This is a genomic window from Geobacter metallireducens GS-15, assembly GCF_000012925.1.
In the GTDB taxonomy this organism is placed as follows: Bacteria; Desulfobacterota; Desulfuromonadia; order Geobacterales; family Geobacteraceae; genus Geobacter; species Geobacter metallireducens.
Genome location: NC_007517.1, coordinates 2073745 through 2095681 on the forward strand (window position 1 = coordinate 2073745; position 21937 = coordinate 2095681).

21 protein-coding genes and 7 tRNA genes are annotated in these 21937 nt (G+C 51.4%); all 28 read right to left on the bottom strand.

Going from position 1 to position 21937, the window contains the following annotated elements:
- Positions 1-23: 23 nt before the first annotated feature.
- Positions 24-251 (bottom strand): hypothetical protein, encoded by a 228-nt coding sequence (locus tag GMET_RS19015; protein WP_238378894.1) that lies wholly within the window; start codon positions 249-251, stop codon positions 24-26.
- A 383-nt stretch (positions 252-634) separates the two neighbouring features.
- Positions 635-1180 carry a type 4a pilus biogenesis protein PilO gene (gene pilO, locus GMET_RS09370; protein ID WP_004511985.1) on the bottom strand — a complete coding sequence of 182 codons (546 nt, stop codon included), beginning with the start codon at positions 1178-1180 and terminating at the stop codon, positions 635-637.
- Positions 1177-1716 carry a PilN domain-containing protein gene (locus GMET_RS09375; RefSeq protein ID WP_004511984.1) on the bottom strand — a complete coding sequence of 180 codons (540 nt, stop codon included), beginning with the start codon at positions 1714-1716 and terminating at the stop codon, positions 1177-1179. The genes pilO and GMET_RS09375 overlap by 4 nt, the downstream gene beginning before the upstream one ends.
- Positions 1716-2618, bottom strand: coding sequence for a type IV pilus biogenesis protein PilM (gene pilM, locus GMET_RS09380; protein WP_238378895.1), 903 nt, complete (start codon positions 2616-2618; stop codon positions 1716-1718). The genes GMET_RS09375 and pilM overlap by 1 nt, the downstream gene beginning before the upstream one ends.
- A gap of 59 nt (positions 2619-2677) precedes the next feature.
- On the bottom strand, positions 2678-4399 hold the full coding sequence (locus GMET_RS09385; RefSeq protein ID WP_004511982.1) for a GspE/PulE family protein: 1722 nt from the start codon (positions 4397-4399) through the stop codon (positions 2678-2680).
- A gap of 52 nt (positions 4400-4451) precedes the next feature.
- Entirely contained in the window at positions 4452-5660 is a 1209-nt protein-coding gene (locus GMET_RS09390; protein ID WP_004511981.1) for a type II secretion system F family protein, read from the bottom strand.
- A gap of 101 nt (positions 5661-5761) precedes the next feature.
- Positions 5762-6190, bottom strand: coding sequence for a hypothetical protein (locus GMET_RS18335; protein ID WP_004511980.1), 429 nt, complete (start codon positions 6188-6190; stop codon positions 5762-5764).
- A 20-nt stretch (positions 6191-6210) separates the two neighbouring features.
- Positions 6211-7314 carry a cytochrome c3 family protein gene (locus GMET_RS18340; RefSeq protein ID WP_004511979.1) on the bottom strand — a complete coding sequence of 368 codons (1104 nt, stop codon included), beginning with the start codon at positions 7312-7314 and terminating at the stop codon, positions 6211-6213.
- 10 nt (positions 7315-7324) lie between these two features.
- Positions 7325-8089, bottom strand: coding sequence for a hypothetical protein (locus tag GMET_RS18345; RefSeq protein WP_004511978.1), 765 nt, complete (start codon positions 8087-8089; stop codon positions 7325-7327).
- Entirely contained in the window at positions 8086-8892 is an 807-nt protein-coding gene (locus GMET_RS09405; RefSeq protein WP_238379022.1) for a 6-bladed beta-propeller, read from the bottom strand. The genes GMET_RS18345 and GMET_RS09405 overlap by 4 nt, the downstream gene beginning before the upstream one ends.
- Positions 8893-9143: 251 nt before the next feature.
- A complete protein-coding gene (locus GMET_RS09410) occupies positions 9144-9329 on the bottom strand; it encodes a hypothetical protein (protein ID WP_004511976.1) in 186 nt (61 codons plus the stop codon).
- On the bottom strand, positions 9319-10059 hold the full coding sequence (locus GMET_RS09415) for a polyprenol monophosphomannose synthase (protein WP_004511975.1): 741 nt from the start codon (positions 10057-10059) through the stop codon (positions 9319-9321). Before GMET_RS09415 ends, GMET_RS09410 begins: the two co-directional genes overlap by 11 nt.
- Positions 10060-10267: 208 nt before the next feature.
- A tRNA-Asp gene (locus tag GMET_RS09420) sits at positions 10268-10344 on the bottom strand.
- Between the two features lie 61 nt (positions 10345-10405).
- Positions 10406-10481, bottom strand: a tRNA-Val gene (locus tag GMET_RS09425).
- A 7-nt stretch (positions 10482-10488) separates the two neighbouring features.
- Positions 10489-10565, bottom strand: a tRNA-Asp gene (locus GMET_RS09430).
- A gap of 124 nt (positions 10566-10689) precedes the next feature.
- Complete coding sequence (gene lon, locus GMET_RS09435; RefSeq protein ID WP_011365882.1) at positions 10690-13107, bottom strand: endopeptidase La; 2418 nt, start codon at positions 13105-13107, stop codon at positions 10690-10692.
- Positions 13108-13120: 13 nt separating this feature from the next.
- A complete protein-coding gene (gene clpX / locus GMET_RS09440) occupies positions 13121-14374 on the bottom strand; it encodes an ATP-dependent Clp protease ATP-binding subunit ClpX (RefSeq protein ID WP_004511973.1) in 1254 nt (417 codons plus the stop codon).
- Positions 14371-14970: an ATP-dependent Clp endopeptidase proteolytic subunit ClpP gene (gene clpP, locus GMET_RS09445; RefSeq protein WP_004511972.1), complete on the bottom strand. Its 600-nt coding sequence runs from the start codon at positions 14968-14970 to the stop codon at positions 14371-14373. The genes clpX and clpP overlap by 4 nt, the downstream gene beginning before the upstream one ends.
- Positions 14971-14994: 24 nt before the next feature.
- Entirely contained in the window at positions 14995-16296 is a 1302-nt protein-coding gene (gene tig / locus GMET_RS09450; RefSeq protein WP_004511971.1) for a trigger factor, read from the bottom strand.
- A 115-nt stretch (positions 16297-16411) separates the two neighbouring features.
- Positions 16412-16494 (bottom strand) — tRNA-Leu (locus tag GMET_RS09455).
- 59 nt (positions 16495-16553) lie between these two features.
- Positions 16554-16630 (bottom strand) — tRNA-His (locus GMET_RS09460).
- Between the two features lie 13 nt (positions 16631-16643).
- A tRNA-Arg gene (locus tag GMET_RS09465) sits at positions 16644-16720 on the bottom strand.
- Between the two features lie 5 nt (positions 16721-16725).
- Positions 16726-16803, bottom strand: a tRNA-Pro gene (locus GMET_RS09470).
- Positions 16804-16857: 54 nt separating this feature from the next.
- A complete protein-coding gene (locus GMET_RS09475) occupies positions 16858-17448 on the bottom strand; it encodes an XTP/dITP diphosphatase (RefSeq protein WP_004511970.1) in 591 nt (196 codons plus the stop codon).
- On the bottom strand, positions 17445-18161 hold the full coding sequence (rph, locus tag GMET_RS09480; protein WP_004511969.1) for a ribonuclease PH: 717 nt from the start codon (positions 18159-18161) through the stop codon (positions 17445-17447). The genes GMET_RS09475 and rph overlap by 4 nt, the downstream gene beginning before the upstream one ends.
- Positions 18162-18245: 84 nt before the next feature.
- The gene (locus GMET_RS09485) at positions 18246-19328 is read right to left on the bottom strand and encodes a DHH family phosphoesterase (protein ID WP_004511968.1); all 1083 of its coding nucleotides are present in this window, start codon (positions 19326-19328) and stop codon (positions 18246-18248) included.
- A 372-nt stretch (positions 19329-19700) separates the two neighbouring features.
- Positions 19701-20279, bottom strand: coding sequence for a ComEA family DNA-binding protein (locus GMET_RS09490; RefSeq protein WP_004511966.1), 579 nt, complete (start codon positions 20277-20279; stop codon positions 19701-19703).
- Positions 20276-21862 carry a citramalate synthase gene (gene cimA, locus GMET_RS09495; protein ID WP_004511965.1) on the bottom strand — a complete coding sequence of 529 codons (1587 nt, stop codon included), beginning with the start codon at positions 21860-21862 and terminating at the stop codon, positions 20276-20278. The genes GMET_RS09490 and cimA overlap by 4 nt, the downstream gene beginning before the upstream one ends.
- Positions 21863-21937 lie beyond the last annotated feature (75 nt).

Genomic DNA, 21937 nt, shown 5'->3' on the forward strand with positions numbered 1-21937 from the left:
CGGCTCCTTAAACCATCGGACGTTCATCGTATCTGGCCGGCGAGAGGCCGGTTCTCGACAAGGGGAATCACCATCTCGCTTCCGTCGGTAAGAGAGCGGATTGACAGCGCCTCATCGGTGATGGTTGTCGCTTCGTAGTTCCCGGCAATTTTGTCGCCCTGGCGTACCAGGATAATCTCCTTGTCACGGGCAAGGAAGATGGTTTTGTGGTTATCCTTCTTGAGAAACCCCAGGAAGGTGAATTTTGCCATGTCCCGCACCACCTGCGGCGGTTGCGGTGCGACCGGCATCGGGGGCGGCAGCGCCACTGGAGCTGCAGGCGGAGGAGGAAGCGGAACGGCCTTCGGCAAGGTCAACGGCAACGGACGCGATTGCTGCGTTTCGCCGCGGAAAATAGGACGGAATATATTTCGTCGAAAACCGGCAAACCGGTTTGAAGTACATTCAAGAAGATCAAGCCTGAGTTTTCTATCGTCGGTTGCAGCCGCTCCGTTAGGTTTTGGGGAACGGCTGACCTTCGTCGGGGGGGATGTCACCTTCGATACCGTCTGCTGACACGGCATTCTGATGTAGCTCACGATGGCGGCGACCACGAGCACCACAAGGAGAATGGAAAGAATGAGCCTCTGACGGTTCATTTCCCCTCCGGACGCAGATAGGCGGAAAGTTGCATCTTGAGAGAAACCGCCTCCTCGATCATGCTGGTGTTTGAGAGGGAAATCGAGTCTATCGTCAAAAGACCTCCGTGACACTGAAGATCGGAAATGAAACTCTTTATGCCGGCGTATTGGCCATCGAGACTCATTGTCACACCATAGACGACCAGATTTGCCTCCTTCTGGGCCTCGGGTTTATAGGTGATTCCCTTGACCTTCAACCCATTGTTGGCAGCTATTTCAAAAACTTCCATCATCTGCCGGGTAAAATCCCGCTTCAGAGGTATACGCTCCTGAAACGCTGCAAGGTCGGCTGTCCCCTGACGATAAATCGTCCCTAGGTCCCCACCACCCGTCACGAGACGACGCTTCTCAGTCCATTCATTCTGGAGCTTGACGAGTTTCGGCTCCTGAACCAGCTGGGAGTACATCACGATCCCCATATTCACCAGAATGAGAACGAGGATCACGGCAATTGACATCCGCTTGGCCTTAAGGACCTCCAGAAACTGATTTCTGGTCATAGGAAATCCACCTTGCACGTAACGGTGAATCCCACGCCCCTCTGATCAGTTCCCTCTTTGACTTCTGTCTGGCTCTGGAGAAACACGTCGGAAAACCGGGGGGCTCCTTCGAGATTTTCCACAAAGGTCCTCAAATTGCGAAATTCCTTCGCAGTTCCAGCGAGCGTCAGGGTCCCCTCTTTGAGTTTCGGCTCTATGGATGAAAGAGTAACGCCATCGGGCACTACAGACTCCAACTGATCGAGCAGAAGGAGCCAATTAAGCCCTCTTTTCTTGAGGATTCCATTGGCGACTGAAATTTTCTTTATGATTCCCTGATACTCCTGCTCTGTCACTCCCTTGGCCGATGTCGCAAATCGTTCCTGAAGTTTCGCCAGTTCACCTTCAAGTTGCTTTGCCTGACCGGCGTTCGTGGCGACCCCTTTGACAACGAAGAACAGGACCAGCACCAGCAGGGCGACAGCAGCGGCCAATGCAGCATTCAATTTCCGCGTATCAATAAAATAGCGAGTCGAAAGATTGATCTTCAGATCCATCAGAGATTCCTCGTTGCAGCACCAAGGGCAGCTGCCAAGGAAGCCAATGGCACCCCACCACCCCCCACGGAAGAGGCCGGATTGCCAACGAACGTATCCGGCAAAAGCATGAAGGGCTCCAGACCACACGCTTCGGTAATGACTGTCCTGAACAACTCACCATCCCCGGCGGGCGCCAGACAGAAGGCTTCGCGAAACTCCCGCCCAGGATTCTTGTCACGATAAAAAAGGAGCGAATTATTGGTTTCCATGAAAACACGGTTCATATCAAGATCAGAGCCCGGCAGTTCCTTTGCCCGGTAGAACTCAAGTACATCTTGATGAAATATAAGTATGCTCAACACATTATCATGACATGCAACAAACAGGGAACTTTCGCTCATGGCTATCCGCGGAGAGAAAAGCCGATAGAGGTTAAATGAGGTGAAATCGATGTGAGCCGGCTGAATTCCCGCTTCGGCCAGCAGTTCTTCGTACTGGCTGACCACTTGCCGTGCAATGATTGCCACAAGAACCGATATCTCGCCGTTCTCTTTCTCTCGCAGCAGCTGATAATCAAGATGCATTTCGTTTACGTCGAAAGGAAGACTCTTTTTGAGCTTCCACCGGATAATGTCATATCCCTCGTCACGATTCTTAAAGCGAGTCTCCAGGTCAAGGATGACCACCCGCCCGCAGGCGTCGGGCAGTGACACCGAGACAAGGCCGGTACGGTGAAGAAGCTTCAGGTACGCCTCTTTCACCTCCTTCACGAAAAGAGCCGGCTCCACAACGTTCGGCTCCCGATGAACGAGTCTAACGGTTCCGGCCGGGAACTGGGCGGTTTCACAGGCGAGCAGCTTCGGACGGTTCTTGCTTCCGCCAACCGCTGCCATCCTGACCCCATGCTGGGTTATCTCCATCCCCACTGCATTACGGGAAAAAAACATGAAAGCCTTTCATCGATAAAGTGGACCAAGCGCTATTCAACAAAGGTGACGCGATTGATTTCCCGCAGAGACGTCTCTCCGGCCAAGACCTTTTCCACAGCCGACTCGCGAAGGAAAACCGTTCCCGCTTCCCGGGCGGCCACCTTGAGTTGGGCAGCCGGCGTCTTAGACATGATCAGTTCACGGATGTGGTCGTTGAGATCAAGCAGCTCAATTATGGCGGAGCGACCGCGATAACCAGTGCCGTTACACTCGTCGCACCCGCGCGCATCGAAAAAGGTTACGCTGCGACACTGCTCCGGGTCAAGTCCTGATTCAATGAGTACCGAATCAGGATGCACAGTCGGCAACTTGCAGTGGGAGCAAAGCTTGCGCACCAATCGCTGGGCCATGACGCAGTTCAGGCAGGAAACGAAGTTGTAGGGGTCGATACCCATGTGAATAAAACGACCGAGAACGTCAAACACGTTATTGGCGTGTACCGTGGTGAATACCAAGTGTCCCGTCAGTGCGGATTGCACGGCGATCTGAGCAGTTTCAGGATCGCGGATCTCCCCCACCATGATCTTGTCAGGGTCGTGCCGAAGGATTGAGCGCAATCCCCGGGCAAAGGTCAGCCCCTTCTTCTCGTTGACCGGAATCTGGACAATCCCCCGCAAGGCATACTCAACAGGATCCTCGATGGTGATGATCTTTTCCTCACCGGTATGAATCTCGGTAAGAGCAGCATACAGGGTCGTGGTCTTGCCTGACCCGGTTGGTCCGGTTACTAGCACCATCCCGTAGGGCTCGCGGACCTTTTTCCGCAGTCTTTTCATCTCCCGCGGGTTCATGCCAAGGGTTTCAAGGGTCAGCCCCTTGAGATCGGAGGCGATGCTCTCCTTGTCGAGGATACGGATAACAGCGTCTTCTCCGAAGGCGCTCGGCATGATAGAAACGCGGAAATCGATGGCCTTGTCGGCAATCCGGACCTTGAAACGTCCATCCTGGGGAATGCGCCGCTCTGAAATGTCGAGCTCGCTCATGACCTTGAGGCGTGAGATGATCGGTGCCTGGAAATGGACGTCGAGTGTCTCCGTTGCTCGGTAGAGAACCCCATCGATCCGGTATTTGATGACAACCCCTTCCAACGCCGTTTCGATATGGATATCGCTTGCCCTTCGCGTCAGGGCATCCATGACGGTAGAGTTGACCAGCTTAATGATCGGGCTCGTATCGGCGGAGATCTTCTCCATGGAGAGGATCTCCTCACCCGTCTCGTTCTCCCGCACGAGTTGGAGCATGAAGTCCTCGGAAACTTCCTTGAGGACCCGGCTCGTGGCCTCTCCTTTTTTCAGGATGGCGGAAATCGCCGATTCAGTGGCCAATTTAATGATAAGAGGCCGATCGAGGAGCAGTTCAAGCTCGTCAAGTTTTATGACATCGGTGGGATCAGAGATGAGGATGACAAGGCTGTTGTCCTGCTCCTCCAAGGGAACAAATCGGAACCGGTAAATGGCATCGGGAGGAAGCGCGTTGAGAATTGCCTCGTTGGGGCGCAGTCCCCGGGCATCGACGTACTCCAAGCCGAATTGCTCCGCCAGGGACTCCGCCAGGGACTCTTCGGTAATGAAGCCTTCCTCGACACATATCTCCCCGAAACGCTTTGCGGTCGCCTTCAGTCTTTCGACGACGAAGGGAAGGTCATCGGTTCTCAATGACCCGCGTTCGATAAGAATTTCGCCGATATTCTTCCTTTTAAAGACATGCTTCATAATGGTTTGATCCGATCAGGCCCTGTGCCCGCAATTAGTCTCCGACCCTTGATTATCCAACTGTCCCAGCGATCTTGAATACCGGAAGATACATGGTAATGATGATGACGCCGACCACCAGCCCCATGACAATCATAATGGCGGGTTCGATGGCAGTGGTAAGGAGATGAAGCCGTGCATCGATATCACTTTCAAAATATTCCGAGATGTCGCTCAACATCTCCTCCAGAGATCCGGTCGTCTCTCCTACCCCGAGCATGCGGAGCGCCAGAGGTGGCATGAATTTTACCGACTCGATGGCATTGGAGAGGCTCATCCCCTCCTCCACCTTAACAACCGCCTGGAGAAGCCTTCTTTCGAGAACCACATTATTAAGCGTGCCGACCGACATCTTCAGCGACTCCACGATAGGAATACCGCTGCCGATGACCGTTGCGAGAGTGCGGGTAAAGGAAGCAACGGCAAACTTCGAGAAAACCTCACCAATAAAAGGGAGGCGAATCCTGAGATCGTCAACCCAGAAGCGCCCCCGCTCGGTTGCGGCCCATCGACGCAGGGCCATGACAACGGCACCGATCAATGCAATAACAAAGAGAATGTAGTGTTTGAGTGTTGAGGAGAACGAGATCAAAATCCTTGTGGGGAGCGGCAATTGCGAACCGGCATCGGCATAAACCTGGCTGAAGGTCGGGACCACGTACACCAGCAGGAAAGCAATCGCGATGGTTGCCACGGTAACAAGAATCGATGGATAGACGAGGGCTGAGACGAATCTTTTCCGCACTTCCTCTACCCTCTTCAGAAAAGCGATGTAACGCCTGATGGTAAGGGGAAGGTCTCCTGTCCGTTCGCCGGCCCTGACGGAAGCAACATAGAGATGGGGAAACGCCTTAGGATACTTTTCCAAGGCATCGGAAAGAGCCATGCCTCCTTTGACGTTCTCGCGGACTTCCTTGAGAATATCCGCGAGTTGCCCTCGATCAAAGCGCTCTAGAATGGTATCCAGTGCTTGTATGATTGGTAGGCCGGCCTTGATGAGAACCAGCAGTTCCTGGTTCAAGGTCAGAAGGGTCTTGTTGTCCACCCTCCTATTGCGTCCGCCCCTTTCCCACAAAAACTGCAACGGCTTTTTTTTTACTTCAAAGACAAAAAAACCCTGTTCCTCCAGACTGACGCGAAGGATTTCGGGATTTACCGCTTCAAATTCCTTGACAATGATTCTGCCTTCTGTGGAGCCAAGCTTGCAAGTGTAGAGAGCCATAGGTCTTTCTTAACACAACAGAATCAAAACATAAACAAAAAACCAAATAGATACGCAGTTTTAGCGTATTCTTAACATTCCGTGGCATCAACTATTGCAGTTCATTTTTCGTGACATGATAAACAGATTTTCGACAGGGGAAGACGCAGATGATAACGCTCCTGTTCCTGATTGCCAGGATTCTTAACGTGCATGGCATGGCAGGTGATGGCACAGGTAATGGTCCCGTCCTCAGCCAAAGGGAGACTTTCTCGGTTCATCTCCGGTTTCATGCCGATGCCGTGGCCGAACTCCATGCCGTGACACTGCCTGCAGAGAGCCACCTGGTTGGTGAGGAGCTGTCTTTTGGTTGCATTAGCAACAAAAAAACTTCCCAGTTTTTCCTTGGGGAGTACATGGCAGACCCCACAACTCTCGGGAGAGGTGTGGGGATTGACTGCGCCATCCGGAACCTCCGGCGCGGCAATCCCTGTTCCCGAGAGAACAAGCACCGCAACGCAAGCCCCAATTCCCTGCTTCACGAATGACATCGCCTGGCACCTCTGTGGGTCTAGTAAACCTTGGGATTGTGATCGACACCATGACAGGAAAGGTAGCATTCGCCCCGGAATGTCGAAATACCCTTCTCTACAAACTTGAGTTGCCCCTGAGAGTTTGGTGACACTACTGATTTATTGAAGGTAATCAGATACTTATTATCCGGACTCCCGTGGGAGCTGTGACAGGTATAGCATGAAGTTCCTGAGTCGGCACCGTTTCCACCTCCTCTTCCTTGAATGTGCAAGGCATGGTAACGGAAGCTCTCGTTTCCGAGAATGCTCGTACGATCGTGACAACGGTAGCAGAGAGCATAGGTATAGGGTGTTTCCGACTGCTTGTCGCTTGTCGAATAATGGTCCACGAGGATATGTTCATACTGCGAACCATGGGGCCCTCGTGGGGACTCTGGATTCTCGCTCCCATGGCAGTCACCGCATGAAATTGTAGCTACTTCACCCGCATTAATTTTCTTTTCTTTGTACGGTTTCAGAAGGCTGATGACCGCCGTATTCTTCCCCTCCCCCTCCACGGGATGAAAGGAAGGATTGGTCAGTGCAAACTCCATCCGTTTGTTTACTTGCCTCCCTGGCAGGTTGGCACTTTCACCGTGACACTTGTAACAAAGTTCATATTCCTTGTTTACGGACGAAATTACGTTACCCACCCGCTTTCCCCTGATTCCTGCGAACTTGTTCTCGCTGGTAACGTAATGGGGATTATGGCAATCAACGCACTCGGCGTGGCGTGGGATACGGGAATCCGTCTCAGGGAGAATCTCGTTGCTTTGGTGAATCCCTCGGGCATCAAACGCCGGATGGTGATAAGTTTTGAGGAACTCCGCTTCAATATTTTTTCTATTGCTTCCGGCGGGAGCAAAATTTTTCGGCATATTTTTATATGATTGCTTCAACCTTGAAGGGTCACCATGACAGATTATACAAGTTTCAGGACCACCGCCCGACTTGAAATTGAAGCTCAGGTGGCAGGTGGAACAACCGGTGGACACCTTATTGGTATCAAGGTGAACTGCATCTTTTGGATAGGATGCAGCGAAAGGCGCAGGTGACATAAACAACAAAAACGCCAATGTAAGTATAAGATTTTTTATCGCCATTGTTGCTTACTCATGGATTATTCGTGAAATTGTGACAGTTAGTGCACACCGAGTCGTGGGCATTTGTTGCGGACGTTCCGTCAAGAACCCAGAAAGGCGTGGAAGGATCGTTATACTGCGTCTGATGGGGATCATGACAGGTTATGCACTGCATCCTGTTTTCTCTATCCAGACGAATTTTAGCATTGGTTGGAAGTTGGTACGAATTACCAGGTCCCTCCAAGACATTGAGCCGATCACGGACAGAGGCGTTATACACAAATGAAACCGGATGGTGGGAATTGGTTATCTTTGTTCGGTTAAAAACATGGGTCCCCGACATAACCGTATTGACGTTGTTGTTCACCTCAATGGCGTCACCGTTCAAAACGGCTCCCAGTGCAGTGACGCCGTCGTGGCAACTTAGACAGAGGCGCGATGAACCATTGGGCTCAGACTTGTAATCGCTTGAGGTCTTCGCCGCAGGGTCGGTGTGGATGGCAAGAGTGTTGGATGAATAATGGCCGAAGGTCTGGGTGGTATCGTTACGGTTCCAAAGGACCGTTTGAGGTTTGGCGTTGTGGGGGGTGTGGCAGAAAATGCAGATTTGCTTGCCCCTTGGATCGGAAGCGTTCGTAGCTTTGTAGTTCACGCCGGTATTGCTGAACGAGAGGTTATGTTTGTTGCCGCCTTCCGTGAACTTGGGGCCTTGAGCACCAAAACCGGCGCCTGTATCGAAAAAAACAACAATCAGAAACAATAAAACCGGAAAAAGGTTGTCTGTTTTAACCATCATGGCGTGCCTTGCCTCAGGTACTCAAATATCTGGATACGTTTGTTATACGTGTCGGCAACAAAGATCCGGTCATGCTTGTCTATGAATAATCCGCTCGGGAGATAGAACTCGCCCGGCCCGTTACCAGGCTTTCCCACGAAAAGGAGGAGTTTCCCTTCCTGATCAAATATCTGAAAATTATCGAATGAGGCATCCACAGCATAAACATGAAGTTCGCTGTCCACGGCCACCCCCCGCGGTCGCGCGAATGAACCGGGGGCATCGCCGACTTCGCCGAAACTCCTAAGGAAATTTCCATTACGATCATATTTTTTTATAGTGAAGTTCATGGAATCAGTTACGTAGGTGTTTCCTTCCCTATCCACCGCTACGTTGGACGGCAAGCTGAGTGGCTCGCCACTCCCGTCGCGGGGAAACTCCCCACGATAATGTCCATCCTTGTCAAACTTCTTCAATTTATGTGCCAACACATCAACCACATAAACATCACCGTTACCGGCAACAGCAATCCCGGCCGGCCTTTTGAACGTGGTCTCTCCGTTGCCAAACTCCCGAAGGTACTCTCCCTGGCGCGAAAAAACGTATACCCTGGCATTGATTGAATCAGACACCAGCACATTACCGTTCGAATCAAAGGCCACTCCAACGGGACTTGCGAGCGGCTCGTCCCCGGCTTGGCGGATGTAGAAAACTTCACGATTATTCAGATCGTAGCACTGTACTACCCGTGTAGAGGAATCCGCAACGCAGAGGAGGGAGCCACCGTCACTGGCTAATCCGTATGGCGTCATCAGGGGTATCATCACCCGCTCTTCCCCGGTAACGATTTGCCAAAGGCGCCCAACCTTACTCTGAATCGGCACAATCTGTTCTGGTCCGGTTATTTCGCGGAGGAATCGGATTCGGGGCGGATTAGGCGGCGGAGGCCAGACAAGGTCAACTGCAGGGTCATGGAGAGCAATGGGGCTGGTGCCTACTCCAGCACAACCCAGAAGGATGAGACCGAGCAAGAGATATAATAAGTACCGTACAGAACACGAATGAAGAACAGACTTCATGCCAGCATCATCCCCACAATCCAGATGGTAAAAAAGACGGCCATCGCTCCCCCCCACCCTGCAGCGGCCTTACCGTTCATTGTCCCGCGTTTTGGGAATGCCTTAACAATAAGAACCATAGTCGAGGCTATCCATCCCCACAAACCAACCTGACAGATAACTGCCCAGCCATCATGCAGCATGGCGGTCCCCCCTGCGAGTCAGCTTTTTGACCAATGAACCTAGCTTTAACTTCCAGACCATCAAGACGGCTTCCCGGACAATCTTCTTCGACATTTTGGAACTTCCCGCATGACGGTCAATGAAGATAATCGGAATCTCGCCGACACGGAAACCTCGCTCGACGCAACGGTAGTTCATCTCAATCTGGAATGAGTATCCGTCGGACCGTATCGTATCCAAGTCGACGGATTCAATAACTCGACGTCGGAAGCACTTGAAGCCGCTGGTGCAGTCTCGAAGCGCAAGCCCGGTTACGAATCGTGTGTAGACACTTGCGAAGTAGCTGAGCATCAGTCGTCTGATGGGCCAATTGACAACACTTACGCCGTTCAGATAGCGAGATCCAACCACAACGTCATACTTGTCCGTAGCGGCAAGGAGCGCTGGAATAGTTGCCGGGTCGTGGGAAAAGTCGGCATCCATTTCGATGATGAAATCGGCCCCATCCCTCAAAGCCACTCTGAATCCGTCACAATAGGCTGAGCCAAGCCCCATTTTACCAGAACGGCGGAGCACGTGGATACGTGGATTGTCACTACTCATCCGGGCAGCGATTTCTCCCGTGCCGTCCGGAGAATTATCATCCACCACCAGGACATGTATGTTGTCACGCTGAGCCAGTATCTTCTCCATAAGTGCAACGATATTGTCACTCTCGTTATAGGTTGGTACGACGACATATACCTTCACCTGATTTTCTCCCTCCACAAAATACGCTGGTTCAGATACGTTATTCCCATGCTGCCGCCGCTAGCAAACCGGACGCCCATACAAATAAATTTTGTTTGCAGGATAGAGAATTATGTTTCAGCAGGTCAACTGAATGAAAATAACACAGGATCTATATAAAAATAAGCAACAAAAAAAGGCCATGCGATGCATGACCTTTTTTTGCAGATGGCGGGGTCGACGGGGCTCGAACCCGCGGCCTCCGGCGTGACAGGCCGGCGTTATAACCAACTTAACTACGACCCCAAACTATTCAACTGTTTACTTCAGTAATGCCGTACTGAATAAGTCTCCTTACGACATTATGTGGTGGGCGAAGAGGGGATCGAACCCCCGACATCCAGCTTGTAAGGCTGGCGCTCTCCCAGCTGAGCTATTCGCCCTTATATTTGGCGGGGTCGACGGGGCTCGAACCCGCGGCCTCCGGCGTGACAGGCCGGCGTTATAACCAACTTAACTACGACCCCAAATATAAGTAAGAACAATGAACTAACCACTTAAAATAACGTCAGTTCCGACAACAAAGCCCTTACAAAACGGATTTTGTTTATACCAAACCACCATACATCCTGTCAACCATAATTTTATTTCTCAATGGGCAGTAACAATATTTGTTGCTTGACCTTCAGAGACTGTTACGCCAGAGGGAGCAACCACGGATAATGTGCCTTCAAGAAGAGCCCTTGACAGGACTTCATCCATATGGGAAACGGATGTAATAGTCATTCCCTCATATACTTCCTGGGGAATTTCATGAAGGTCTTTCTGATTATCTCCGGGGATTATTACTTCTTTAATCCCCCCGCGACGTGCGGCAAGAAGTTTTTCCTTGAGTCCGCCTATGGGAAGCACATTGCCTCTCAGGGTCACCTCTCCGGTCATGGCGATGTCCCGGCGAACACCTCTACCGGTCAAGGCCGAAGTAATTGCCGTTGCGATGGTGATTCCCGCAGACGGCCCATCTTTTGGAATCGCACCTTCAGGAACATGGATATGGATATCGATTGCCTGATAAAAATCCCGCTCAAGCCCAAGAATATGGGCACGTGATCTTACATAAGTCATGGCCGCCTGGGCCGATTCCTGCATTACCTCACCCAGCTTTCCGGTTATAGTAAGCTTCCCCTTTCCAGGAACAATTGCCACCTCGATGGTGAGGAGATCTCCGCCGACTTCAGTCCACGCAAGGCCGGTAACGGCACCCGCTGAATCCTTTTCCTCGGCTGTTCCAATCCTGAATCGGGGAGGGCCCAGAAAATCCTTGAGGTGCTTGGGCTGGAGTGTAAATTTTTTCTTCTCGCCTCTCACGATGCGGTGGGCAACCTTGCGGCATACCGAAGCTATCTCGCGCTCGAGGTTCCGCACCCCCGCCTCGCGTGAGTAAAATCTGATCATATCCAAAATTGCTTTCGAGGAAATACTCACCCTCTCCAGGGCAAGACCATTGGCCTCCATCTGTTTTTTCACGAGGTAACGTTCAGCAATTGCTAGCTTTTCATGCTCGGTGTACCCGTCGAGTCGGATAACCTCAAGCCTGTCGAGCAGCGGGCGTGGTATCCCATGGATTGAGTTGGCGGTAGCAATAAACATTACCCGTGAAAGATCATACTCAACATCGAGAAAATGATCGCTGAAATGGGCGTTCTGCTCGGGGTCAAGAACTTCAAGCATTGCAGATGCCGGGTCACCGCGGAAGTCTGAACTCATTTTATCGAGCTCATCCAGCAGAAATACGGGGTTATTGCTCCCCGCCTTCTTCAGGTTCTGGATAATCTTGCCGGGCATGGCCCCCACGTACGTGCGACGATGCCCGCGAATTTCAGCCTCGTCACGCATGCCCCCCAGCGACATCTTGACGAATTTTCGGCCAGTCGCTGTGGCAATAGAGCGCGCGAGGGATGTCTTCCCAACCCCGGGAGGGCCAACAAGACACAGAATCGGCCCCCTGATTTTCTTGACGAGCGTCTGTACGGACAGGAACTCAAGGATGCGTTCCTTGACCTTGACAAGCCCATAATGATCCTCGTCGAGTATTCTCTCTGCGGCAACAATGTCGTGCTTTTCCCTGGAGAGCTTTCCCCACGGGAGTGTAGCAAGCCAGTCAACATAGTTTCTGACAACAGCCGCCTCGGCAGAAGCAGGGGACATGAGCTTGAGCTTTTTCAGTTCGGCCAATGCCTTTTGTTTTGCTTCCTTGGAGAGCTTGCCCTGTGAAACCTTTTCCTCGAGTTCTGCGATCTCCTGCTTGTAGTCGTCCTTTCCCCCAAGCTCCTTCTGGATCGCTCTCATCTGTTCATTGAGGTAGTATTCCTTCTGGTTCTTCTCCATCTGCTTCTTGACGCGGGTGCGAATCTTACTTTCAAGTTGCAGGATTTCGACCTCGGACTCCATGAAGGCAAGGAGCCTTTCTAACCGATGACCCGACTCGGCAAGAGCAAGAAGTTCCTGCCGATCACTCAGCTTGAGGTTGAGATGAGGCGCCAGGGTATCGGCAAGCCTGCCGGGGTCGGTAATATTAAGGGTCGCACTGACGGTTTCCTGCGGTATTCCCTTAGTCAGCTTCACGTAACTCTCAAAGGTAGAACGGGCGCTGCGTACAAGGGCTTCCATCTCAGAGGTTGTTTCTGACTCGCCAGGAAGAGGCTGCACCTCGACAATAAAATGATTCGCTTCAGGGTGATATGACGCAATAACACCTCGCCTTTTCCCCTCAACGAGAACTTTCACGGTTCCGTCGGGGAGCTTGAGGAGTTGGATCACCTGAGAAACCGTACCAATCGAATAGATATCCTCTTCATTCGGTTCTTCGGTCTTGGCGTTTTTCTGGGTAGCGAGAAAGATCAGACGGTTATCGTTCATGGCTGCTTCCAGGGCAGAAATGGACTTCTCCCTTCCGACAAAAAGCGGAACAACCATGTGCGGGAACACAACAATATCTCTTAATGGTAAAAGAGGGAATCTTTCCAGATCCCCTCTCTTGAGCGGTTGACTACCTTGATTATCGTGCATCTAGTTCCTCAGATCAGGCGGATTCCGCCACACTTTCGTAGACTATGATCGGTTTTTCCCGGTTATAGATTACATCTTCGCTTATGACTACTTCCTTTACCATGGTTTGAGAAGGAATCTCGTACATGATATCGAGCATGGCATTTTCCAGAATGGATCGAAGCCCCCGGGCACCAGTCTTGCGCTTCAGAGCTTCACGCGCTATAGCGACGAGTGAACCATCGGTAAATTTGAGCTTCACGTGTTCCATCTCGAAGAGTTTCTGGTACTGCTTGACGAGAGCACTCTTCGGTTCTTTGAGAATCTGAACCATTGCTGCCTCGTCCAGTTCGTGAAGCGTGGCAAGCACCGGAAGACGCCCAATAAACTCTGGGATAAACCCGAACTTGAGAAGATCCTCCGGGGTAACGTCAGTAAGGAGTTCACCGGCCTTCTTCTCCACCTTGCTCTTGACGTCGGCACCAAAGCCAAGGGTCTTGACACCAATACGCTGCTGAATGATGTTATCGAGGCCGGCAAAGGCTCCACCGCAGATGAACAGAATGTTTGAGGTATCAACCTTGAGAAATTCCTGCTGGGGATGCTTTCGGCCACCCTTTGGAGGCACGCTGGCAACGGTGCCTTCAATTATTTTGAGCAACGCCTGCTGAACCCCTTCCCCCGAGACATCGCGGGTTATGGACGGAGAATCGGATTTGCGGGCAATCTTGTCTATTTCGTCAATATAGATAATGCCCTTCTGGGCACGCTCCACATCGTAATCGGCAGCCTGCAGGAGGTTGAGGATAATATTCTCAACATCCTCACCAACATACCCGGCTTCCGTAAGATTGGTGGCGTCAGCCATCGCGAACGGAACCCTGAGAATCCGCGCAAGGGTCTGGGCAAGAAGAGTCTTGCCTGAACCGGTGGGACCCAAGAGGAGTATGTTGCTTTTCTGCATCTCCACGTCGCTTGGCTTACCCATGGACTCGATACGCTTGTAGTGATTGTAGACAGCAACGGCAAGGATTTTCTTGGCCCGGTCCTGACCGATGACGTACTCATCAAGAACATCCTTGATTTCACGGGGCTTGGGAAGTTTCTTTACGTCCGGTCCCATGGCCTCTTCAAGCTTGCTTTCTTCGGCAATAATATCATTGCAGAGTTCGATGCATTCATCACAAATATAGACCGTCGGCCCTGCGATGAGCTTCTTCACCTCATCCTGGCTCTTGCCACAGAAAGAACAGGTCAGATTTTCGCTGCTGTCGTTTCTTCTACTCACCGAGAACCTCCGCTGGTGGGTTTACGCGCTATAATTGCGTCAATAATACCATACGATTTTGCTTCTTCACCAGACATAAAATAATCACGCTCGGTGTCAGCTTCAACCTTCTCAAGAGCCTGCCCTGAATTTTCGGCGATGATCTCATTGAGCCTTTTTTTCATCTTCAAAATTTCCTGGGCGTGGATGTGAATATCGGTCGCCTGCCCCTGGAAACCGCCAAGCGGCTGATGGATCATGATCCGGGAATGGGTCAGGCTGAACCGTTTCCCCTTCTCGCCGCCGGAAAGAAGAAGAGCTCCCATTGAAGCGGCTTGGCCGACGCAAATCGTGGAGACGGGAGCCTTTATATACTGCATGGTATCGTATATCGCCATACCGGCAGTCACGACACCTCCCGGAGAGTTGATATAGAGGTGAATATCCTTGTCCGGATCCTCGGCCTCTAAGAAGAGAAGCTGGGCAATCACAAGATTTGCCACGTGATCGTCAATGGGGCCGCCAAGAAAAATGATCCGGTCCTTCAGAAGGCGCGAATAGATGTCGTAAGAGCGCTCTCCCCTGCCGGTTTGTTCGACCACGATCGGTACGAGCATATTCCCTCCGGAAACCATATGTTATTAGAGTTCGTCCTTGGCCACTTCCGTTACGACAGCATTCTCCAGAAGATACCCCAAGACTTTTTCCTCGTTCAGATGAGCCACAAGATTTTCCTTGGCATTATGATTCTGCTCGTAGAAGTCCTTTACCCGATCAAAATCCTGTCCGGCCTCTTCGGCCATGGCACGAAGCTTAGCCTCGACATCAGGATCATTTACGGTGATTCCTTCCTTTTTAGCCACGGCTTCCAGGAGCAGCGACCCTTTGACCTGACTCTCGGCGGAATCACGATAATGGGTCTTGAAACTCTCATCGTCCATTCCCATCATCTCCAGGGAAAGGCGCTGTTGAGCAAGGCGGTTTTTCATATTCGACAGCATCATTTGAAGCTGCCGCTCCACCAGAGTCGACGGGACTTCAATCTCGTTGTTTCCGATTAGCGCCTTGACGATACGGTCCTGCACATCAGCTTTGATCCTGGCGGTCTCCTGATCTTTGTGCAACTCGGCAAGCTTGGTTTTCAGTTGCTCAAGAGTCTCAAACTCACCAAACTGCATCGCGAACTCGTCGTCAAGCTCCGGGAGTTCCTTAACCTTTGCCTCCTTGACCGTAACGGCGAAGCTAGCCGCCTTTCCGGCAAGATCCTTGTTCCCGTACTCCTCCGGGAACGTTACCTCAACGGTTCTCTGCTCCCCGGCCTTGACACCAACAAGCTGGTCCTCGAAACCAGGAATGAAACGTCCAGATCCAAGTTCGAGTTGATAGCTTTCGGCAGCTCCGCCCTCAAAGGGTATGCCGTCGACAGACCCGACAAAATCAATCACGACGAAATTGCCAGTCTCGGCGCATTTACCTTCCTCCAGCGGCTTGAGTTCGGCCATCCCTTCCCGCATCTCGTTGAGGCGAGCCTCCACGGGTGCAACATCGGAAACAAATCTTTCCCTCTTCACCTCGAGACCTTTGTAATCCTTGACATCAATCTCCGGAAAAACCTCAACCGTTGCTGAATATTTCAACGCTTCACCACGCTTCACTTCATCACTTTCGATGTGAGGATGGGAAACAGGAAATATTTTATGATCGGCCAAGGCCTTGAAATAGGTTTCGTCGAAAAGGTTCTTGAGAACGTCACTCTCCATCATCGACCGGTAATTCTGTTCCACAAGGGAACGGGGTACCTTTCCCTTCCTGAACCCTTTGATGGCGGCACGCTTCTGAATCTGACCAAAAACCTTTTCTATCTCGGCAGAAACACGCTCCGCCGGAATTTCGAAAGAAATCTTTTTTTTCACGCTGCTGAGAGACTCGACAGTACTCGTCATCACTTATCCTTTCTTTTCTGGATTATTTGAATATCAGACAGAGTTGTTACTGAATGAAAGGCAGATTGAATTGAATTGAATATCTATCGGGGGGGAATCCTCTGCATGACTGGGATGGTGCGAGAGAGGGGAGTCGAACCCCTACGGTTGCCCGCTGGATCCTAAGTCCAGTGCGTCTGCCAATTCCGCCACTCTCGCAGATGTACGAACTACCCACATACGAAGAAGCCCCGTTTATCACGGGGCTTTGCATTAATTGGGGTGGCTAGTGGGATTTGAACCCACGAATGCATGAGTCACAGTCATGTGTGTTAGACCCCTTCACCATAGCCACCATAATTTGGGTTTGGCACGCCTGAGAGGATTCGAACCTCTGACCTACGGATTAGAAGTCCGTTGCTCTATCCAGCTGAGCTACAGGCGCAGAGATGGTCGGGGTGAGAGGATTCGAACCTCCGACCCCCTGCTCCCAAGGCAGGTGCGCTAGCCAGGCTGCGCTACACCCCGCAAGAAGTTGCATTAATAGCACACCCATTGAGGGCATGCAAGCTTTTTTCTACGTCACGCCTTAGATAATTTCCCCTTCAGCAACTCTAAAGCTTTGCCTCGGTGGCTGAGACGATTTTTTCTTTCCAGAGGCAACTCTGCGAGGGACGAACCTTCTTCCTCCACAAAGAACAGGGGATCATATCCAAACCCACCACCCCCTTGGGGAACTTCAAGGATAGATCCTCTGAGTTCTCCCGAGAAGGTGGTGCATGAACCATCAGGCAAACAGAGAGCTATAACGCAATGGAAGGCAGCTCCGCGTCTTTCAGGAGGGGTTCCCCGTAACTCTTCAAGGAGCTTTGCGTTATTCGTCTCATCAGTGGCGCCAGTCCCTGCATAGCGGGCAGAAAAAACGCCCGGCCTCCCACCGAGAGCATCGACGACAAGCCCTGAATCGTCTGCTAGCGCAGGAAGTCCGGTTAATTGCGCTATTGCAGAAGCCTTCTTAATAGCATTCTGTTCAAACGTTACGCCGTCCTCCTCAATCTCTGGAAGATCGGGAAAATCAGCAAGAGAGTATATTCTGCAGTGAACTCCTTCTAGGATCTTTCCAATTTCCAGGAGCTTCCCCTTATTCCTCGTGGCGACAATCAAGTCAGTCATCGGGAAAGAGCCTCATTCTGAATCGAGAAAAGCTTTCGTATTCCCTCCACTGCAGCTACACGCATGCCGTCCATCTGTTCAACGGTAAAGGGTTCCGACTCGGCAGTACCCTGTACTTCTACAAAACGGTCAGATGATGTCATGACAAAATTCATGTCGACTTCGGCCGCTGAATCTTCCACGTAATTCAGATCCAATAGAATGTTGCCATCCACTATTCCGACACTGACCGCCGCAACGGCTTCCTTGATGGGGAGCAACGGCAACACACCACGCTCCACAAGCAAGTGCAAGGCATCCACCAAAGCGACATAGGCTCCGGTTATGGAAGCAGTCCTGGTTCCTCCGTCAGCCTGAATAACATCACAGTCTATGAGGACACTTCTCTCCCCGAGAAGCGTCAAATCTGTGACGGCACGAAGCGAACGGCCGATCAACCTCTGTATTTCGTGGGTCCTTCCACCGATTTTTCCACGGGCAGCTTCGCGCGAAGAACGCGTGTGAGTCGAACGGGGAAGCATCGAATACTCGGCAGTCACCCAACCGGTCCCCTTCCCCCGGAGAAATGGAGGGACACTCTCTTCCACCGATGCGGTACAGATGACCTTGGTGTCGCCAAACTCCACAAGCACAGCCCCTTCCGCATGCTTGATATAATGCCGAGTAATATTTATGCCCCTGAGGCTCCCCGCCTCACGGCCGTCCGAACGCATATTTCACCTCTCTGTGCTAAATTTTAAGCTGCGTACACTAAACGATAGGCTGGAGGATGTCAATCTGCATGACATGACGAGACCTTACACCTCACGTAGTGGATCGTTAAAATTTCGCTTTTCTCTGAGTTCCTGCAATCTTTGCGGCTTGGTGTCGACAATATGAAGCTCAGCCAGGAGTCTATTGGCAAGGAAATCCTCGGCTTCGTGAATTGCCTCCGGTGAAGCGGGCACATTTTCAATCTTTCCCCCTGCCATCATGCCATGACCGCCAGCGTGCCCTCTTCCCTCAACCAAAACCCCAATAAGAATACCGGCATTCAGATCGTGCCGGATCGTGCGTAACGACAACAGCATCCCATCGCCGTACTGCCCCATTGCAAGCACTAATTCTATTCCTTCCAACCTTAAGAAAAAATCTGCCATTTCGGCAACCATTTCGGGAAAATTCATCTGTGCGAGATTAGTTATCAGGAGCTTCCCGTAGATCTTGGTATTTTCGAGAGCCCTATTCACCATAAGATAATATTCGACAGGAAGTTTCGGATGAGTGATTTCGTAGAGAAGTTTCTTGTTGGAAAGTGTAAACAGCTTGAGATAAGCGTCTCGGTCAGGCTTGTTCGCCTCCCTGCCGAGATCCTGAGTTTCTGATTTTATGGCGTAAAAAAGTGCTGTTGCCAGCTTGGTCCCCAGATAGACGCCTTGAGTCACGAGGTATTCGTAAAGTATGGTTGCCGTGACTCCGTAATCCTCACGAATATCGACCCATCGGCACTTCTCGCTTGTTTCCCGCATCGGATGATGATCGACGAGAATATCAACACTGCTGTCGGCTGGCAGTGAGTTGTTCCCGGTCCCTGGCTGCGTGTCCAGCATGCAGACCACGGAGAACTCCCGGAAGTTGATAAGCCCTATTGGAGTTAGAGGAATTTCGAGTTCCTTCGCCATGGCAAGATTCTCGCTCCTACTAATCATGCCCGAAAAAGCGATTGTAGCCTCGCGATTGACCTTCATAACGAAGAGATGGCGAAGCGCTATGGCCGAAGCGAGACAGTCCGGGTCAGGGTTATCATGGATCACTATCAGTATTTTGCCTCTGCCCCTGACCCAGTCGAGCATTTCATCCGTGAAGCGCTTCGTATCCAGATTCTCTGACCCCAACCCCATAAAAGGACTCCTAAACGTGTCATCATTTTAGACAAAAAAAGAGAGGAAAGACCATGCTTTCCTCTCTTTGGATCCTCTTGGGATAACCTATTAGCCCAAGAAGAGGTTATGATTTCTCGCCCGATTGGCCAGAATTGTCGGGTCTATCACTTCGCCGCAGCAGGTGCATTTCCAAGCGTCGAACGATCTTACAAAATCATAAAACTTTTCAGCAAACATTCTCCCTTTGCACTTTGGACATTTCATTTGGAGCCCCTCCACTGCAGAGTTTGATGTGAGTGCAGTGAAGATTTCACCATATGTGCCAAACGGGTCAAGCTCTAATGAATGACACTCTCAATCTTGTCCCGATCAATAATTATTATTGATAATTCAATGCGTTACAGTGTTTGGGAAATATCGCTCCAGCTTGTCCACCGTCACTTTCCCTATGCCTGAAACTCTCTCGAGGTCTCTAATAGACCTGAAACCGCCATTGTATTGACGGTCAAATACAATCCTTCGTGCGAGAGTTGGTCCGATCCCGGGAAGTAGCTCCCATTCTGATTCGGTCATTGTGGCTGGGTCAAGTGGAATACCTAGAAGTATCCTTTCAGTTGCAGGCATCGTTTTCAACGAAATTTTGACTGGTTCTGAGGCATCCCTCTCAAACATTACCCAGTCTCCATCTTTGAGACGAGTGGCAAAGTCGGACGATTTTGAAGCATTTGCCGTGAGTCCTCGATACGCCATAATTATGACGCTCTTTAAGACTGCGTCTTCGGGAAGACAATAAACGCCAGACTTTCCCTGAATACCGGTAACCTTAACCCTAACGCCATTGGAGCGGTCAAGAAGAAAGGCCGTGGATCCACCCTCAGTGAGTGGCAATCCACGGCCTTTCGTGACTAAAACAGTACTTGCCAGAACTGCTAGGGTCCAGAGCGCAATGAGATGCGCCCGTTCCCTCATTTATTGACGCCCTCCGCATCCTCTGTCCTGTGGAGTTTGTACTCAATACTGTCGATCAGAGCCTGATAGGAGGCATCGATGATGTTTTCCGAGACACCAACCGTCCCCCACCGCGCTTCCTTGTCGCCCGACTCGATGAGAACGCGAATGGATGAGGCTGTACCCTGCCCTGCCGGCAGGACGCGAACCTTGTAGTCAAGAAGCTTCACTTCCTTCAGTTTCGGATAGAACTTCTCCAGGGCCTTGCGAAGGGCATTGTCGAGAGCGTTGACTGGACCGTTGCCTTCAGCCGCAGTGTGCTCCACCTTGCCGCCAACCTTGACCATGATAGTCGCCTCGGAAAAAGGCTTCTGGTCTTCGTGGCGTTTCTCATCAATAACCCGGAAACCGATAACCGAGAAAAACTTCCGATGAGTACCGAGAGCACGCTTCATCAGCAATTCAAATGAAGCCTCGGCCCCCTCAAACTGGTACCCCCGATTCTCCATCTCTTTGATATTATCGAGGATTTCAAGGGTAACCGGATCCTTGCTGTCCATGTTGATATTGAATTCCTCGGCCTTGGCAAGGATATTGGAGCGGCCGGAGAGGTCGGAAATGAGCACCCGGGTCATGTTGCCGACCAGTTCAGGCCTCATGTGCTCATAGGTCTCGGGATGGCGCTGAATGGCGCTCACGTGGACCCCGCCCTTGTGGGCAAAGGCTGAATTACCCACATAAGGCTGATGCTTGTCAGGGGAAAGGTTCGCCAGTTCGTACACAAAACGGGAGAGATCCCGAAGTTTCTTCAATTGCTCATCACTCACGCACTCCGCCTTCATCTTGAGCCTGAGGGCAGGCATGATGGAGCAGAGATTGGCATTACCGCACCGCTCACCAAAACCGTTGATGGTGCCCTGAACCTGCACAATCCCCTCATTGACCGCATGAAGAGAGTTAGCGACCGCACACTCGGAGTCATTGTGTGTGTGAATGCCCAAGGGAGCTGAGATGTGCTTGCGAACCTCGCGGATAATCTCGGCAAGCTCGAACGGCATAGTACCGCCGTTGGTGTCACAAAGCACAATGCAGTCGGCCTTGGCATCCTGAGCAGCCTTGAGGGTTTTGATGGCATAGTCGGGATTGGCCTTGTAGCCGTCAAAGAAGTGCTCTGCGTCGTAGAAAACCTCGGGAACCCGGGTCTTCAGATATTCAAGAGAATCGAAGATCAGCTCGAGATTCTCCTCGTTGGAAATGCGCAATGCTTCCCGAACATGAAAATCCCAGGTTTTGCCGAAAATGGTGCAGACATCGGGCTCGGCCTGCACGAGGGTCTTCAGGTTGTGGTCTTTGTCAGGGGTTATCTTGGCGCGGCGGGTCGAACCAAAAGCGGCGATCTTCGCCTGGGAGAGCTTCTCCTTCTTGATGTCTTTGAAGAAGGCGACATCCTTGGGGTTGCTGCCGGGCCACCCCCCTTCAATGTAATGGATTCCGATCTCGTCAAGCCTATTGGCGATACGGATCTTGTCTTCAACGAGGAACGATATGTCCTCTGCCTGGGTGCCGTCACGAAGGGTGGTATCGTACAGTTTAACGAGACTCATTGATTCACCTTTGAAATGAAGTGTTAGATACGCGTATAGCGTTTAGCATGCCGGCGTTGCCGGACACTAGACGCT

Coding starts and splice junctions, on each gene's coding strand:
- GMET_RS19015 (WP_238378894.1), bottom strand. CDS start 251: ATGGCAAAATTCACCTTCCTGGGGTTTCTCAAGAAGGATAACCACAAA.
- pilO (WP_004511985.1), bottom strand. CDS start 1,180: ATGACCAGAAATCAGTTTCTGGAGGTCCTTAAGGCCAAGCGGATGTCA.
- GMET_RS09375 (WP_004511984.1), bottom strand. CDS start 1,716: ATGGATCTGAAGATCAATCTTTCGACTCGCTATTTTATTGATACGCGG.
- pilM (WP_238378895.1), bottom strand. CDS start 2,618: ATGGAGATAACCCAGCATGGGGTCAGGATGGCAGCGGTTGGCGGAAGC.
- GMET_RS09385 (WP_004511982.1), bottom strand. CDS start 4,399: ATGAAGCATGTCTTTAAAAGGAAGAATATCGGCGAAATTCTTATCGAA.
- GMET_RS09390 (WP_004511981.1), bottom strand. CDS start 5,660: ATGGCTCTCTACACTTGCAAGCTTGGCTCCACAGAAGGCAGAATCATT.
- GMET_RS18335 (WP_004511980.1), bottom strand. CDS start 6,190: ATGTCATTCGTGAAGCAGGGAATTGGGGCTTGCGTTGCGGTGCTTGTT.
- GMET_RS18340 (WP_004511979.1), bottom strand. CDS start 7,314: ATGGCGATAAAAAATCTTATACTTACATTGGCGTTTTTGTTGTTTATG.
- GMET_RS18345 (WP_004511978.1), bottom strand. CDS start 8,089: ATGATGGTTAAAACAGACAACCTTTTTCCGGTTTTATTGTTTCTGATT.
- GMET_RS09405 (WP_238379022.1), bottom strand. CDS start 8,892: ATGATACCCCTGATGACGCCATACGGATTAGCCAGTGACGGTGGCTCC.
- GMET_RS09410 (WP_004511976.1), bottom strand. CDS start 9,329: ATGCTGCATGATGGCTGGGCAGTTATCTGTCAGGTTGGTTTGTGGGGA.
- lon (WP_011365882.1), bottom strand. CDS start 13,107: ATGCACGATAATCAAGGTAGTCAACCGCTCAAGAGAGGGGATCTGGAA.
- clpP (WP_004511972.1), bottom strand. CDS start 14,970: ATGCTCGTACCGATCGTGGTCGAACAAACCGGCAGGGGAGAGCGCTCT.
- tig (WP_004511971.1), bottom strand. CDS start 16,296: ATGACGAGTACTGTCGAGTCTCTCAGCAGCGTGAAAAAAAAGATTTCT.
- GMET_RS09475 (WP_004511970.1), bottom strand. CDS start 17,448: ATGACTGACTTGATTGTCGCCACGAGGAATAAGGGGAAGCTCCTGGAA.
- rph (WP_004511969.1), bottom strand. CDS start 18,161: ATGCGTTCGGACGGCCGTGAGGCGGGGAGCCTCAGGGGCATAAATATT.
- GMET_RS09485 (WP_004511968.1), bottom strand. CDS start 19,328: ATGGGGTTGGGGTCAGAGAATCTGGATACGAAGCGCTTCACGGATGAA.
- GMET_RS09490 (WP_004511966.1), bottom strand. CDS start 20,279: ATGAGGGAACGGGCGCATCTCATTGCGCTCTGGACCCTAGCAGTTCTG.
- cimA (WP_004511965.1), bottom strand. CDS start 21,862: ATGAGTCTCGTTAAACTGTACGATACCACCCTTCGTGACGGCACCCAG.